15 protein-coding genes are annotated in these 15,004 nt (G+C 66.2%); 3 read left to right on the forward strand and 12 right to left on the reverse strand.

Annotated features, from left to right (window positions below):
- Positions 1-4: 4 nt before the first annotated feature.
- From AAIO73_RS01495 to cysS, 6 genes are all read right to left on the reverse strand, one after another.
- Entirely contained in the window at positions 5-1,339 is a 1,335-nt protein-coding gene (locus tag AAIO73_RS01495; RefSeq protein ID WP_345875704.1) for an Nramp family divalent metal transporter, read from the reverse strand.
- 26 nt (positions 1,340-1,365) lie between these two features.
- Positions 1,366-2,367: a ferritin-like domain-containing protein gene (locus AAIO73_RS01500; RefSeq protein WP_345875705.1), complete on the reverse strand. Its 1,002-nt coding sequence runs from the start codon at positions 2,365-2,367 to the stop codon at positions 1,366-1,368.
- A 20-nt stretch (positions 2,368-2,387) separates the two neighbouring features.
- Positions 2,388-3,410: a ferritin-like domain-containing protein gene (locus AAIO73_RS01505; RefSeq protein ID WP_345875706.1), complete on the reverse strand. Its 1,023-nt coding sequence runs from the start codon at positions 3,408-3,410 to the stop codon at positions 2,388-2,390.
- A 291-nt stretch (positions 3,411-3,701) separates the two neighbouring features.
- Positions 3,702-5,075: a class II 3-deoxy-7-phosphoheptulonate synthase gene (locus AAIO73_RS01510; RefSeq protein WP_345875707.1), complete on the reverse strand. Its 1,374-nt coding sequence runs from the start codon at positions 5,073-5,075 to the stop codon at positions 3,702-3,704.
- Between the two features lie 98 nt (positions 5,076-5,173).
- Complete coding sequence (locus AAIO73_RS01515; RefSeq protein WP_345875708.1) at positions 5,174-5,614, reverse strand: TM2 domain-containing protein; 441 nt, start codon at positions 5,612-5,614, stop codon at positions 5,174-5,176.
- Positions 5,615-5,685: 71 nt separating this feature from the next.
- Positions 5,686-7,125: a cysteine--tRNA ligase gene (gene cysS / locus AAIO73_RS01520; RefSeq protein ID WP_345875709.1), complete on the reverse strand. Its 1,440-nt coding sequence runs from the start codon at positions 7,123-7,125 to the stop codon at positions 5,686-5,688.
- Positions 7,126-7,316: 191 nt separating this feature from the next.
- On the opposite strand from cysS, the gene AAIO73_RS01525 reads away from it, so the two are divergent.
- Genes AAIO73_RS01525 through AAIO73_RS01535 form a run of 3 tightly spaced genes read left to right on the forward strand, consistent with a single transcriptional unit; the run spans position 7,317 to position 9,875 of the window.
- Positions 7,317-7,889 (forward strand): SRPBCC family protein, encoded by a 573-nt coding sequence (locus tag AAIO73_RS01525; protein WP_345875710.1) that lies wholly within the window; start codon positions 7,317-7,319, stop codon positions 7,887-7,889.
- A gap of 13 nt (positions 7,890-7,902) precedes the next feature.
- Complete coding sequence (locus tag AAIO73_RS01530; RefSeq protein ID WP_345875711.1) at positions 7,903-9,105, forward strand: zinc-dependent alcohol dehydrogenase; 1,203 nt, start codon at positions 7,903-7,905, stop codon at positions 9,103-9,105.
- Positions 9,105-9,875 (forward strand): SDR family NAD(P)-dependent oxidoreductase, encoded by a 771-nt coding sequence (locus tag AAIO73_RS01535; protein ID WP_345875712.1) that lies wholly within the window; start codon positions 9,105-9,107, stop codon positions 9,873-9,875. The genes AAIO73_RS01530 and AAIO73_RS01535 overlap by 1 nt, the downstream gene beginning before the upstream one ends.
- A gap of 155 nt (positions 9,876-10,030) precedes the next feature.
- Here the strand turns inward: AAIO73_RS01535 and purU are convergent, their stop codons facing one another.
- From purU to AAIO73_RS01565, 6 genes are read right to left on the reverse strand one after another with little or no spacing between them, the layout of a single operon-like run.
- Positions 10,031-10,912, reverse strand: a complete 882-nt coding sequence (gene purU / locus AAIO73_RS01540) for a formyltetrahydrofolate deformylase (protein WP_345875713.1) — start codon at positions 10,910-10,912, stop codon at positions 10,031-10,033.
- A gap of 48 nt (positions 10,913-10,960) precedes the next feature.
- Positions 10,961-11,869, reverse strand: a complete 909-nt coding sequence (locus AAIO73_RS01545) for a copper resistance protein B (protein WP_345875714.1) — start codon at positions 11,867-11,869, stop codon at positions 10,961-10,963.
- Complete coding sequence (locus AAIO73_RS01550; RefSeq protein WP_345875715.1) at positions 11,866-13,674, reverse strand: copper resistance system multicopper oxidase; 1,809 nt, start codon at positions 13,672-13,674, stop codon at positions 11,866-11,868. The genes AAIO73_RS01545 and AAIO73_RS01550 overlap by 4 nt, the downstream gene beginning before the upstream one ends.
- A gap of 51 nt (positions 13,675-13,725) precedes the next feature.
- On the reverse strand, positions 13,726-14,292 hold the full coding sequence (locus tag AAIO73_RS01555; protein ID WP_345875716.1) for an RNA polymerase sigma factor: 567 nt from the start codon (positions 14,290-14,292) through the stop codon (positions 13,726-13,728).
- A complete protein-coding gene (locus tag AAIO73_RS01560) occupies positions 14,289-14,732 on the reverse strand; it encodes a periplasmic heavy metal sensor (protein ID WP_345875717.1) in 444 nt (147 codons plus the stop codon). Before AAIO73_RS01560 ends, AAIO73_RS01555 begins: the two co-directional genes overlap by 4 nt.
- Entirely contained in the window at positions 14,729-14,995 is a 267-nt protein-coding gene (locus AAIO73_RS01565; protein WP_345875718.1) for a hypothetical protein, read from the reverse strand. Before AAIO73_RS01565 ends, AAIO73_RS01560 begins: the two co-directional genes overlap by 4 nt.
- Positions 14,996-15,004: the final 9 nt, after the last annotated feature.

The following is a 15,004-nucleotide window of genomic DNA, read 5'->3' on the forward strand; positions in this document are numbered from 1 at the left end:
CGGATCAGCCCGTGACCACCTGATACAACAGCACCGAGTTCAGCACGATCACTGCCGCGCAGATCGTCCACGCAGCGATGGCGAGGATCGGTCGGTTCGCGAAGTCGCCCATCTTGCCGCGGTCACCAGTGAAGCGCACCAACGGATAGACGGCGAAGGGCAATTGGAGACTGAGCACCACCTGACTGGCGATCAGCAGTTGCGCGGTGCCGCTTTCGCCATAAAGGGCGGCGACGACGACCGCTGGTACGATCGCGATCAAGCGGGTGACGATTCGCCGCAGCCATGACGGGAGGCGGATATTGAGGAACCCCTCCATTACGATCTGCCCGGCTAGCGTGCCGGTGATTGTCGAATTCTGCCCTGAGGCGAGCAGCGCGACGGCGAAGAGGATGCTGGCAGCCCCCGCACCGAGCATCGGCGTCAGCAGCTGATAGGCGTCTTGTATCTCCGCCACGTCGGTGCGTCCGGCGGTGTGGAAGGTGGCGGCGGCGAGGATCAGGATCGATCCGTTGATGAACAGCGCCAGCATCAACGCGATCGAACTGTCGAGCGTGGCGAGCTTGACCGCCTCGCGCCGGCCCTCGGGCGACCGGTCGAAGCTGCGCGTCTGCACGATCGAACTGTGCAGATAAAGGTTGTGCGGCATGACGGTCGCGCCGAGGATGCCGATCGCGATGTAGAGCATCGCGGGATTGGTGATGATCTCCGCACGCGGTATCAGGCCGCCTGCGATCGCGGCGATCGAGGGTTGGGCAAGGAACAATTCTACCGCGAAACAGCCGGCGATCACGATCAGCAGCGCGACGATGAACGCTTCGAGTTTGCGGAAGCCATATTGCTGGAGCAGCAGGATCAGCATCACGTCGACGGCGGTGATACACACGCCCCAGACCAGCGGGATGCCGAACAGCAATTGCAGCGCGATGGCGGTGCCGATTACCTCCGCCAGATCGCAGGCGATGATCGCCAGCTCGCACAGGCCCCACAGCACCCAGCGGATCGGCGCGGGATAATATTCGCGGCACGCCTGCGCCAGATCGAGGCCGGTGACGATGCCAAGCTTTGCCGACAGCGATTGCAGCACCATCGCCATGACGTTCGACAACAGAATGACCGACAACAGCGTATAGCCGAACGCCGATCCACCGGCGATGTCGGTCGCCCAGTTGCCTGGATCCATATAGCCTACCGCGACCATATAGCCGGGGCCGGCAAAGGCGCCGAGTTTGCGCCAGAACTGCCCCGCACCGGCCGGAACGGGCACGGTGCGGAACGATCCGGGAAGGCTGGGGCGACGGTCCGGGGACAGGTCGGCGGCAGACGGTGGTGGTGCCATGGTCGGTCGCTATCCCCGGAGAAAGGTCAGATCGCGGCGCTGGTCTTCAGCAGCCCGTTGACACCTGCCGGAAAGAACCCGCCGAGCGCAACCGAACTGCGCGTCTGGTACGCGACGTTCAGAACCTGCGCGGGTGCGCGGGCATAGGTGATGCCGCTGCCGTCGGTCGGCACGATGTTCGACGCGTTGTTGGCCGGCCGCACGCCCTGATCAATATCGGCCGCGCCGTCGAAATTGTCGCGCGCAGTCGACAATGCCTCGGTCGCGTCGATCAGCGTCGGGGTGGCGATGCCGCGCCGATAGAGCGCCTGCCGGATCAGACCCGCATGATAAGCCTTTGCCCCCTGCATCCCCGCGGCGGCATCGAGGAACGCTGCGCCCGCCAGCGAGGCGATGATTCCCCGCCATGCGGTGACGACGACATCCTCGAATACGAACGCGCCGAGCAGAAAGCGGTCGTCGCTGTCATACACGTCGAACGTCGCCGATGCGGTGGTGATAAGCGCCGCGGTACGGGCAAGGTTCGAAAAGGCACTGGTGGCGGTTACACCGAGGTCGATCGCGGGCTGTGCGATCACCGTCGAACCGATCACGCCGCGCAGATAGGCGACATGCGCACGGGTGTCGGCGGCGAGTTCGCGGGCATAGCGGCCGATCGTCGCGTCCTCAAACGTCCGCTGGCGGGCGCCGGTCGCGGCGCCGGGGGTGCCGCTGCCGCCCAGCAGGCTGGCGTCGAGGCCCGCGCCGGTCGTGGCATAGCTGTAATATTGCGCCTCAAGATAGGCGAAATTCAGCGTGAAGTTGAGGATGTCCGCGTCGGTTGCCGGGCTAGGCACCGGGGTCGGCGTGCCCGACGCGGTCGGCGTGGGGGTCGGCGTCGGAGTAGGGGCGGGGTTGGCGTTGTTGCCACCGCAGGCGGCGAGCAGTCCGGCACCGGCGACGGCGGCGGACACGCCCCCGGCGGCGCGCAGGAAGTCGCGGCGGCTGTCATTCTTGTCCAGCACGGGCAGGATCGATTCGTTAGTCATGTGTCTCGCTCCCGAAAGGCTCAGTTCGCCGCGCTGGTCTTGATGTTGCCGTTGAGGCCGGCTGGGAAGAACCCGCCGGTCGCGACGGCATTGCGGTTCAGATAGGCGATGTTGAGCACCTGTCCGGTGGTGCGGCCATAGGGGAGGCCGGTATTCGGATCGAACGGCGTGATGTTCGACTGGTCGCCGTTCGGGCGGACGCCCTGATCGAGATCGGTGCCGCCGTCGAGGCTGTCGCGCGCGGCCGAGATCGATTCGGTCGCGTCGATCAGCGACGGGGTCGACAGGCCGCGGACATAGAGTGCCGAGCGGATCATCGAGGCATGATAGGCTTCGGCGGCGAGAATGCCGGCCGCTGCCTGTCGGATGAGTGTGTTGGCGATGCCGGGCAGCGCGCCGCGATAGGCGGTGACGCCGATATCCTCGAACAGATAGGCGGCGAGGAGGAAGTTGTCGTCGCTGGCATAGGGGTCGAAGGTGTCGTTGGCACCGATCAGGCCGGCGGCGCGGGCAGCGACCGAAAAGGCGCTGGTCGCGGTGGCGCTGATGTCGAGCGCGGGCATGGCGATGGCCGAACTGCCCAGCGCATTGCGGATGAATTCGACGTGCGCGACCTCGTCCTGCGCGATTTCGCGGGCGAAGTTGGCGACGACCGGATCGTTGAGTGTGGCCTTGCGCCCGCCGGTCACCGCGCCGGGGGTGGTGCCGCTGGGGCCGGTCAGCAGCGCGGCGGCGAGGCCGGTGCCGTTGGCGGCGAAGGCATAGAATTGCGCTTCGAGATATTCGAGGTTGAGCGCAAAGTTCAGCACGTCGACATCGGACGTCCCGGCGGTGCCCGATGCGGTCGGGGTCGGGGTAGGCGTGGGGGTCGTAGTGCCGGTGGGGGTCGGCGTCGGCGAGGAATTGCCGTCGCCGCAGGATGTGAGCGCGAGACCGCCACCGATCGCCGCCGCCGCACCGAAGGCGCGGAAGAAGTCGCGGCGTTCTTCACGCCGACGCGCCCGTGCGTCCAGCGCCTCAACCATCTGTGTCTCGTCGGTCATCTACCGGTTCCCTTAACGCGTTCGGCCCCGCCCCGCGCATGGCGGGACGACCCGGGCCAGTCGTCTGACGTACGCGCCGTGGTAGCGCGCGTGCCCGATGTCGGTGTGCTGTATTGCGTGTGAGGGCAAGAGGCTAGGGGGTGGTTGTTGCGCCGACGGTAGTTCGCGTTCGGCTTTCGGATGTGCGTACCCCCACGCAGGCGGGGGCCCAGAGTCAAGCAGATCCAAGGTTTGCGCTTGGTACCCTGGACCCCCGCCTGCGCGGGGGTACGGAAGTGCTGCCAATAGACGTCAGGCCGCGACGGCGCGGCGTTCGGCCATCTCCTCGTTGAGCATCTCGGCCAGCAGGAACGCCAGCTCGAGGCTCTGCCCGGCGTTGAGGCGCGGGTCGCAATGGGTGTGATAGCGGTCAGCAAGGCTTTGTTCGGTGACCGCGATCGCGCCGCCGGTGCATTCGGTGACGTTCTGCCCGGTCATCTCCGCATGGATGCCGCCGGCATGGCTGCCCTCCGCCCGGTGGACGGCGAAGAAGCCGCGCACTTCGGCGAGAATGCGGTCGAACGGCCGGGTCTTGTAGCCGGTCGTCGCCTTGACGGTGTTGCCGTGCATCGGATCGCACGACCAGACCACCGGATGCCCTTCGCGCTGGACGGCGCGGATCAGTTTGGGCAGGCCCGCCTCGATCTTGTCGTGGCCGTAGCGGGTGATGAGTGTCATGCGTCCGGCAACCCGGTTCGGGTTGAGCGTGTCGAGCATCCGCAGCAGTGCGTCCGGCTCGAGCGTCGGGCCGCATTTGATGCCGATCGGGTTGCCGATGCCGCGCAGGAACTCGACATGCGCCGAGCCGTCGAAGCGGGTGCGGTCGCCGATCCACAGGAAGTGCGCCGAAGTGTCGTACCAGTCGCCGGTCAGCGAGTCCTGCCGGGTCAGCGCCTGTTCGTACGGCAGCAGCAGCGCCTCGTGGCTGGTGTAGAAGCTGGTGGCCTTCAATTGCGGCACGCTGTCGGCGTCGATGCCGCAGGCGGCCATGAAGTCGAGCGCTTCGCCGATGCGGTCGGCGACGTCGGCATATTTCTTGGCCCAGGGCGACCGGCCCATGAAGTCGTGCGTCCAGCGATGGACCTGATGCAGGTTCGCATAGCCGCCGGTCGCGAAGGCGCGCAACAGGTTGAGGGTCGCCGCCGCCTGCGAATAGGCGCGGATCATCCGCTGCGGATCGGGGATGCGGCCTTCGGCAGTGAAGGCGATGTCGTTGATATTGTCGCCGCGATAGCTGGGTAGTTCGACGCCGTCGACGACCTCGGTATCGGCCGAGCGCGGCTTGGCGAATTGCCCGGCCATGCGGCCGACCTTCACCGTCGGCAGCTTCGACGCGAAGGTCAGTACCACCGCCATCTGCAGGATGACGCGGAAGGTGTCGCGGATATAGTTGGGATGGAATTCGGCAAAGCTTTCCGCACAATCGCCGCCTTGGAGCAGGAATGCGCGACCCTCGGCCACTTCGGCGAGTTCGGCGGTCAGGCTGCGGGCTTCGCCGGCGAAGACCAGCGGCGGATAGCTGGCAAGCTGTGCCGTGGTCGCGTCCAGCGCGGCGCGATCGGGGTAGGTGGGGAGCTGGCGCGCTTCGGCGGTGGTCCAGCTATCGGGGGCCCAGTTGGCGGCCATGGGAGAATTCCATCCAGTCGGTTCGGGCAATTCCCATGCGCGAAACCGGTCGTTGGCGCAATGAAGGAAAGGTTGTTCGACCCGATCGACTGCTTCGATCAGCCGTAGCGATGATGGAATTCGTCGTTGTCCATGACGAGATAGCGGATCGCGTCGATCAGCGCCCAGACGCCCGTGACCAGCAGGCCGACCACCGTACAGGTCAGCAGCAGCATGACGATGCCCGATCCGGTTTTGCCGAGATAAAAACGATGGATGCCGAGCGTGCCGAGGAAGAAGGCGAACAGCACGGCGGCGATCTTGTCCTTGCGTCCGCGTGGGCGGCGGTCGTCATTCGCGGGGCGGGGGGCGACGGTGCCGGGGACGTGATAGATGCGCAGCGCGCGCCCGTTCGATGTTTCGAAATCGACCTGCGCGCCGACCGACGGGCCGATACGGTCGCTCCAGTCGTCGGGCTGGAACCAGTAACGCTGGCCGTCGTCGCCCGCGATCCGCCCCTCGCGTCCGTCCCGATCGACGCCCAGTACCTGTCCCCGCATATCGTCCCCCGATGATTCGCGGGGAAGGGTATGACGGGGAAGGCGGGCCGGCAGCAAGGGGTTAGCGCGACCTATCCCAGCGTCGGGCGCCAGTCCCAGCCGAGCGGATCACCGTCCATGACCTCGACACCGGCGGCGGTCAGTTCGTTGCGGATCGCGTCGCTTGTGGCGAAATCCTTCGCGGCGCGGGCTTCCTTACGATCGGCGAGCCGCGCCTCGATCACGGCGGCGTCGATCGTCGCATCGGCGGGGCGAACGCGCAGGTCGGTGCGCTCGATCGTGGCGAGGCCGAGGCCCAGCACCGCGTCGAAATCGGCGAGCGCGGCGAGGCGGTCGGCGGGTGTCAGCTTCTTGTCGGCCAGCAGTTCGTCGAGCACCGGCAGCGCGCGCGGAGTGTTCAGGTCGTCGGACACCGCCGCGTCGAGGCGTTCGAGGTAGCCGGCTGCCTTGCCCGCGTCGCCCTCGCCCGATGCACGGGCGCGCAAAGCGACGACGGTCATCGCCAGCCGCTTCAGCCGGGTCAGCGCCGCGATCAGGTTCGCGGCGGAAAACTCCAGTTCGGAACGATATTGCGCCGACAGGCACATCAGGCGGTAGGCGAGCGGATGCACCCCGCCGTCGATCAGCGTCTGGAGCGTAGTGAACACACCCTTCGACTTCGACATCTTGCCCGAACGCTCGACGAGGAAGTTGTTGTGCATCCAGAACGCGGCACCGCTGTCGGCGCAACCGCAATAGGCCTGGTTCTGCGCGATCTCGTTCGGGTGGTGGATCTCGCGGTGGTCGATGCCGCCGGTATGGATGTCGAACGGGCTGCCGAGATATTTGATGCTCATCACCGAGCATTCGAGATGCCAGCCCGGCGCGCCCTTCCCCCAGGGCGAGTCCCATTCCATCTGCCGCGTCTCGCCCGGCGGGGTCTTCCGCCAGATGGCGAAGTCCTGCGGATTACGCTTGCCCGCGACCGGGTCGATACGGCCTTCGCCGGCATCGTCCTGTCCGCCTGCCAGCGCGCCATAATTCGGCACGGTGCTGCTGTCGAAATAGAGACCGCTGTCGAGTTCGTAGCAATGGTCGGGGGCGATCCGCTCGGCAAAGGCGATCATCTCGGCGATATGATCGGTCGCGACCGACCAGCGGGTGGGGTCGTCGATGTTGAGGTCGCGCAGATTGCCCTTGAACGCCGCGGTGTAATGCGCAGCGATGTCCCAGATCGACTGGGCACGCGCCTTGGCTGCCGCCTCCATCTTGTCGTCGCCGGCATCGGCGTCGGAGGTCAGATGGCCGACATCGGTGATGTTGATGACATGGGTAAGGGCATAGCCCTTCCACCGCAGCACCCGGCTGAGCGTGTCGGTGAACACATAGGCGCGCAGATTGCCGATATGCGCGTAGTTGTAGACCGTCGGCCCGCACGAATAGACGCGTACCCCCTTTTCCGGATCGAGCGGTTCGAAGCGCTGAGGGCTGCGGGTCAGCGAATTGTGAAGCGTAAGCGGGGCACCGTGCATGGCCGAGCGCATAGCGCGGCGCGACCCGTCTGCAAATCCGTACCGTTGACCGGCAAAAGCGTGCGACTCCCGGAACAGCCCGCCGTGCCGGCGGTTAGGGTTCGCGTGGTCGAAAAACATCGTTCGATCAATATCTTAATATGGATCAATCGGTCGGGCCCCTTGGGTTCGGCGTAAGGGAGAGCATGGCCATGGCCGACAGCGGACACCCCGGCGACATCGCGCGCGACGACGCGCCGGCCTTTACTTCGAAGCACAGTAGCGAACGCGGCGAGGCCGCTCCGAATGGCGAATCGTCGGTATCGGGGGTCGCGGTAACGATCAACCGGCCGGCCCGCGAACTCTATGCCTATTGGCGCGACTTCGGGAACCTCGCGACCTTCATGCTGAACGTCGAAGCGATCGAGGTTCGCGATCGGGAGCGGTCTCACTGGAGCGTCAGCGGACCGAACGGCAGCTACGAATGGGACGCGATCGTTACCGAAGACGTCGAAGGCGAGCATATCGGCTGGCGCGCCGAAAACAGTGACGTCCCGAACAGCGGCTGGGTATCGTTCCACGAAGCGGCGCCGGGACGCGGGACGGTGGTGACCGCCATGATCGCCTATTCCCCGCCCGCCGGCATTCTCGGCAAGCTGGTCGCCAAGGTGACGCAGCGCGAACCGGCGATCCAGGCGCGGCGCGACCTGCGGCGCTTCAAGCAACTGATGGAAACCGGCGAGATCGCAACGACCACGCCGCCCAACCGCGAACCCAAGTCTTAAGAAGGAGCCGGCGATGCGCGCACTTACCTGGCACGGCAAGCACGACGTCCGCGTCGATAGCGTTCCCGATCCCGAGATCATCAATCCGCGCGATGCGATCATCAAGATCACGTCGACCGCGATCTGCGGGTCCGACCTGCATCTGTATGACGGCTATATCCCGACGATGCAGGCGGGCGATATCCTCGGCCATGAATTCATGGGCGAGGTGGTCGAGACCGGCCCCAAATCGACGTTGCAGAAGGGGCAGCGCGTCGTCGTGCCCTTCGTCATCGCCTGTGGCAGCTGCTATCATTGTTCGAAGCAGCAATATTCGGGGTGCGACAATGGCAACCCCGCCGACAATCAGGACATCGCACAGGAATTATGGGGTCAGGTCGCCCCCGGCCTGTTCGGGTACAGCCACATGACCGGCGGCTATCCCGGCGGTCAGGCCGAATATGTCCGCGTGCCCTTCAGCGACGTCGGACCGATCGTCATTCCCGACGGGATCGACGACGACAAGGTGCTGTTCCTGTCGGACATTCTGCCGACCGGATGGATGGCGGCAGAGAATGCCGATATCGAGGAAGGCGACATCGTCGCCGTCTGGGGCTGTGGCCCGGTCGGGCTGTTCGCGATCCAGTCGGCATTGCTGATGGGCGCACACCGGGTGATCGCGATCGACCATTTCCCGCACCGGCTGGCGCTGGCCAAGGGCTTGGGTGCGGAGGTCCTGAATTTCGAGGAAACCGACATCTATGACGCGCTGATGACGATGACCGGCGGCATCGGCCCCGACGCGGTGATCGACAGCGTCGGCCTCGAAAGCCATGGGCTGTTCGTCGACAACATCGTCGACCAAATCAAGGCGTCGACCTTTCTTGGCACCGACCGGCCGCACGCGCTGCGCCAAGCGATCGTAGCATGCCGTAAGGGCGGCCGTGTGTCGGTCCCCGGCGTGTATGGCGGCATGATCGACAAATTTCCATTCGGCGCGCTGATGGAAAAGGGGCTGACTCTCAAGACCGGGCAGACGCATGTCCAGCGTTATCTCCCCGGCCTGTTGGCGGCGATCATGGAGGAGAAGATCGATACGACCTTCCTGATTTCAGACCGGATGGCGCTGGAGGATGCGCCCAAGGGCTACAAGAAGTTCCACGACGAACAGAATGTCTGCACCAAGGTCGTGCTGAAGCCCGATTGGGCGAAGGCCACCGCGACGGGAGAAGCGTGATGGCGAACAAGCTGGCGGTGATTACCGGGGCGTCGACTGGTATCGGGTACGAACTGGCGAAGATCGCGGGGGCGGAGGGTTATGACCTAATTGTCGTCGCCGACGAGCCGCAAATCGCGGTGGCTGCCGAGGACTTCGGCGCGGCTGCGGTGCGCGCGGTCGAGGCCGATCTGGCAACCTTCGAGGGCAATGACCGGCTGCTCGACGAAGTTACCGGGCGGCCGATCGACCTGCTGATCGCCAATGCCGGGCGTGGTCTCGGCCATGCATTTATCGAACAGGAAGTGTCGGCGTGGCGCAAGGTGATCGACACCAACGTCACCGGCACGACGTACCTGCTGCAGAAGGTTGCTCGCGACATGGCGGCGCGGGGCGAGGGGCGCATCCTCATCACCGGATCGATCGCCGGGCTGATCCCCGGCAGCTATCAGGCGGTGTACAATGCGACCAAGGCGTATCTCGACAGCTTCGCCTATGCGCTGCGCGAGGAGTTGAAAGACAGCGGGGTGACGATCACCGTGCTGATGCCGGGGCCGACCGATACGCCGTTCTTCGAACGCGCCGGGATGCTGGATACGCCGGTCGGCAAGGATGATTCGAAGGAGGATCCGGCCAGGACCGCGCGCAATGGTTGGGATGCGGTGATGGCTGGCTCCGCACATGTCGTGTCGGGGGCAAAGAACAAGCTGCAGGCGGCGATCAGCCACATTACGCCCGACAGCGTGCTGGCCAAAATGCATACGAATATGGCGAAGCCCGACGGGGAGTGAACCGAACGGAGTACGGGGCACGCCGTTCGTCCTGAGTAGCCATTGAGCTTGTTGAAATGGCGTATCGAAGGACCGTCTATGGCCGGTGCTTCGATACGGGTCTTCGACTTCGCTCAGCCCCTACTCAGCACGAACGGTTTGCTTCGAGTACCCAATTACCGAAACACCACCGTGCGATGTCCATTCAGGAACACTCGCCGTTCGGCGGCCCAACGGACGGCGCGGGCGAGGACCTGTGCCTCGACATCGCGGCCGATGCGGATCAGGTCGGCTTCGGTGTCGCGGTGGTCGACGCGCTCGACCGCCTGTTCGATGATCGGCCCTTCGTCGAGATCGCCGGTGACGTAATGCGCGGTCGCGCCGATCAGCTTGACGCCGCGATCATGCGCGCGGCCATAGGGGCGGGCACCCTTGAAGCTCGGGAGGAAGCTGTGGTGGATGTTGATACACCGCCCGGCCAGACGTTGCGACAGCTCGTTGCCGAGCACCTGCATGTAGCGCGCGAGCACCAGCAATTCCGCATCGGATTGTTGGAACACGCGCAGCATCGCGGCTTCCTGCCCCAACCGGTCGCCATCGACGATCGGCAAATAATGGAACGGCACGCCGTGCCATTCGGTCAGCGCGCGCAGCGATTGATGGTTGGATACGACGCCTACAATTTCGACCGGCAGGTCGCCGGTCTTCCACCGATGAAGCAGGTCGTTGAGGCAATGGCTGCCCTTCGACACCGCGATCAGCACCCGCATCCGTTCGGCGCGCGGCACGATCGACCAGTCAAGGGCGAAGGCGTCGCCGATCGGGGCGAAACCCGCATGCAAGCTATCGTGATCCACCGGGAAGGCGGGTCCGGCGCCGGCGAACTCGACCCGCATGAAGAAGCGCCCTGCCTCCAGATCGGCATATTGCTGGCTGTCGAGGATGAAGCCGTCGATCCGCGCCAGATGCCCGCTGACCGCCGCGACGATCCCGACGCGATCGGCGCAGGACAGCGTCAGCACATAAGCGGGCGACCCGGCGGCATCGGTAATCGGCATCGACTTTTCCCCTGTTGAAGGGGCGGCCTTAGCGGCAAGCGCGCGCGTTTAGAACCATGCGCGAATACCCGCGACCAGACCGATGCCGCCGCTATCCTCGCCTGCCGCCCGGCCGAAGCGGCGCGTATCCCCGAAGCGCCGTTCCCAGTTGACGCCGACATAGGGTGCGAATTCGCGCGCGATCTCGTAGCGCAGGCGCAGGCCCAGTTCGGCATTGGTCAACCCCGATCCGGTGCCGGTCTCGCGGATATCCTGTGCTGACAGGTTCAGCTCGGCGCGCGGTTGCAGGATCAGCCGCTGGGTGATGCGCTGGTCATAATAGCCCTCGATCCGGCCGAGTAGTTCGCCCCTGGTCGACAGGAAGGCGGCGGCGTCGAGTTCGAACCAATAGGGGGCAAGCCCTTCGACGCCGACCGTGAGATAGGTACGCGCCGGGGTCGGGCGGATATCCTGTCGAATGCCGGCCTGTAAATTGAAATAGGGGTCGATCGCCCGCGAATAGAGTGCCTGTACCTCGGCGGCGTCGACGCGGTCGCCGCCTTCGCCCTCGCTCTTGACGACGAGGCGGTGGATGTCGCCGCCAACCCAGGCTTCGCCCTCCCACGCATAGCCGCCATCCCTCCACTCGACGCGGTCGAGCAGGAGCTGGGCGAAGCGCTGGCCGCCGCCTTCTTCCGCCATCATCGCGTCGCGCGACCGGGCCATGACGTCGCCGCCCCAGACGCGGTCGGCATAATGCGGCATCGGGACCGGCGGCGGCGGGGCGCTGCCGGGCGACTGATCGGTGCCGGTCGGCTCGGCCGGATCCGGGGTGGCGGCGGGTGGGGACGCGGTTGGCGCGGCGGGTTGCGCCGGCGGTGCATGGCCCATTTGCGCATGGTCCATATGGCTATGGTCCTGCGCGACGCCGGGCGCGGCGATCGACAGCGCGAGCAGGGCGGCGAGGGTGCGGGTCATGCGGCGCCTCCCTGCGGACGGACCGAAACGACGCGCATCATCCCCGACAGCATATGGTACAGCATGTGGCAGTGGAACGCCCAGTCGCCGACCGCATCGGCGGTCAGGTCGAGGCTGACGATGCCCCCCGGCTGCACCAGCACGGTGTGCTTGCGGGGACTATGGTCGCCGTGCCCGGTGACCAGTTCGAAGAAATGGCCGTGCAGATGGATCGGATGGGCCATCATCGTGTCGTTGATCAGGTTGATGCGGACCCGCTCCCCTTCGGCAAAGGCGAAGGGTTCGTGGGTGTCGACCATCCGCTTCCCGTCGAAGCCCCACATGAAGCGTTCCATATTGCCGGTCAGGTGGATATCGATCTGCCGTCCCGGCGCGCGGACATCGGGGTTGCGATCAAGCGCGCGGAGCTGGCGATAGGTCAGCACGCGGTGGCCGACATCCTCCAGCCCCTGACCGGGATAGTCGGTGCGATCCGCGGCCATCGGGGAGATGGTCTGGACGCCGGGCGTCCTCGCGACGCCGGGCGCGTTGGCGAAGTCGCGCATGCCGTGCTGCATGTCGCCCATGCCCTCCATGCCGCCCATCGCGTCGCCATGGCCCATCGCCCCATGGTCCATCGTCGGTTGCGGCGGGGTAGCCGCAGTTGTGGCGAGCTTGCGCGATCCATTCTGCTCGGCGGTGGGATCGGGGCCGCCGGGTTTGCTTTCATGGCCCATGCCGCCCATGCCCATGTCGGTCATCGTCGCCAGCGGACGCGGGCGAAGCGGTGGGACCGGGGCGGCCATGCCCGGGCGCGGCGATAGCGTCGCGCGCGCCATGCCCGACCGGTCGACGCTCTCGCCGACCAGTGTATAGGCCGCGGCACCGGGGGTGACGATCGCGTCATAGGTCTCGGCGACGCCGATCTGGAACTCGTCGACCGTTACCGGCGCTACGTTCAGCCCGTCGGCTTGCACGATCGTCAGCGGCAGTCCGGGGATACGCACGTTGAACGTCGTCATCGCCGACGCATTGACGATCCGCAGCCGCACCCGTTCGCCGGGTGTGAACGCGCCGGTCCAGTTGTCGACCGGGCCATGCCCGTTCACCAGATATGTATAGGTCGCACCGGTCGCATCGGCAATGTCGGCGGGGTCCATCCGCATCTTGCCCCATTCGGCGCGGTCCTTCGCCTTCTGATCGCGACCGGACAACAGGCCGACCAGCGTCTGCCGCTGGAAGTTATAATAGCCCGGCTGCAGCTTCATCTTGCGGAAGATCGTCGCGGGACTGGAGCGGCTGTGATCGGACAGGACGATCACATGCTCGCGATCGAACGCGACGAGATCGGGCGCGGCGGGATCGATCACGATCGGTCCGTACAGTCCCTCCTGCTCCTGCCCGCCCGAATGGCTGTGATACCAATAGGTGCCGTTCTGCCGCACCGGGAAGTCGTAGAGAAAGCTCTGCCCCGCCGGGATGCCGGGAAAGGAGATGCCGGGTACGCCGTCATACTGGAACGGCACGAGCAGCCCGTGCCAGTGCAGCGACGTTTCAACGTCGAGCTCATTGACGACGCGGATGCGCGCGCGCTGCCCCTCGCGCAGGCGGATCAGCGGGGCGGGCGACATGCCGTTGATGCCGATGCTCCGCGACGGCCGGCCGTCGACCATGCGGTTGATGCGGCCGATGCGCAACTCGATCAGCTCGCCCGACACCACCGGACCGTTCGTCGCCTGTCGCGCACCCAGCGGCGTCCATGCGCCGAGCGCCACGCCCCCCAGCGCCGCGCCCTGGAGCAACCGGCGGCGATCGATCGTCGTCATGCACATATCCTTGTCATCCGTCCGGTCATACGCAGCGCATCGCGCCTCCCCTCAACCGCCTAGCAATTCGGCGAGTTTGGCGCGGGCACGACGGATGCGGGTCTCGACCGCCTTGGTCGAGATCCCGAGCAACGCGGCGGCTTCCGACTGGCGCATCTCCTCGACCGTGCAGAGCAACAGCGGTTCGCGCAGCGTCGCCGGCAGCAGCGAGAGCGCGGCCCGCAGCCGGGCGGCCTCCTGCCTGTGCTCCGCCGCTCGCGCCTGATCCGGATCGCCAGCGGCGAGCGTATCGGCGACATCGTCGATCGTCCGCGCACCGAAAAAGAAGCGCCGCAACGCCCGCCGCCGCGCATGATCGCGGCATTTGTTGAGGGCGATCGTCGCCAGCCACGCCGACATCGGCCGCGTCCCGTCATAGCGGCCAAGCGCGCGATAGGCCGACAGGAACGTCTCCTGCACCAGATCCAGCGCTTCGTCGGGATCGGCGACGCTGTTGAGGATCAGGCGATAGACCCGACTGCGGTGTCGCTGCATCAGCGTGGCGAAAGCGGCTTCGCTCCCGGCAAGCGTTTGTGCCGCCAGCGCGCCGTCGTCAAAGCCGGGATCGGCGGGGGTCACTGGGCAGGGTGGGTGAGCGCGCGTGCCACCGCCCGGTCGAAGGCCGGGGTCTGATCGGGTCGAAGCAGCCGTCGCATCGCGAAGACATGCGCCAGCGTCGCTTTTTGCAGATCGCCCATCGTCCGATGCGAGGCATCGACGGCGGCGGCGACGCGCGGACCGTCATCCTGCTCGGCGGCGATGGCTTGCGCCAACCGGGCATTGTCGGCGCGCATCCGCGCCTGCAGCGCAGCGCGCCGCGTGGCATAGCCCGCCTCCAGCGCATCGAGGCGGCGCATCTGTTCTGGCGTCAACTGCATGCGATCGTGCAACAGCGCGTGCAGTTCGCTGCCATGCCCGGCGCTGTGGCCGCCGCCGATCGCCCGCCCGGCCAGTACCCCGCCAAATGCCGCGACGAAGGCGACGATGGCGACGAGGATCGTCCAGCGGGTCCGGCTCATCGACCGACCAGCAGCGTCGAGGGGGCGAGCGCCAGATCGTCGGTGAAGGTCGCGGCCGGCTGCGGACGCGGGATCGGGTCGGCAGCGATCAGCCCCATGGTGACCGCGCCGACCGCGGCGAGGCCTGCCAGCCGGACTCCGGCGGCACGCGCGGCACCATCCGCCCGCACCTGCGCGAAGACCGCAGGCGCCAGCGCGTCGAGCCGGGGATCGTCGGTGACGTCGGACAGCCGGCGCAGCGATTGGTCGAGATCGTCGGTCATGGCATCCAT

The sequence above is a fragment of the Sphingomonas epibiotica genome (assembly GCF_039615155.1).
Classification (GTDB): domain Bacteria; phylum Pseudomonadota; class Alphaproteobacteria; order Sphingomonadales; family Sphingomonadaceae; genus Sphingomonas.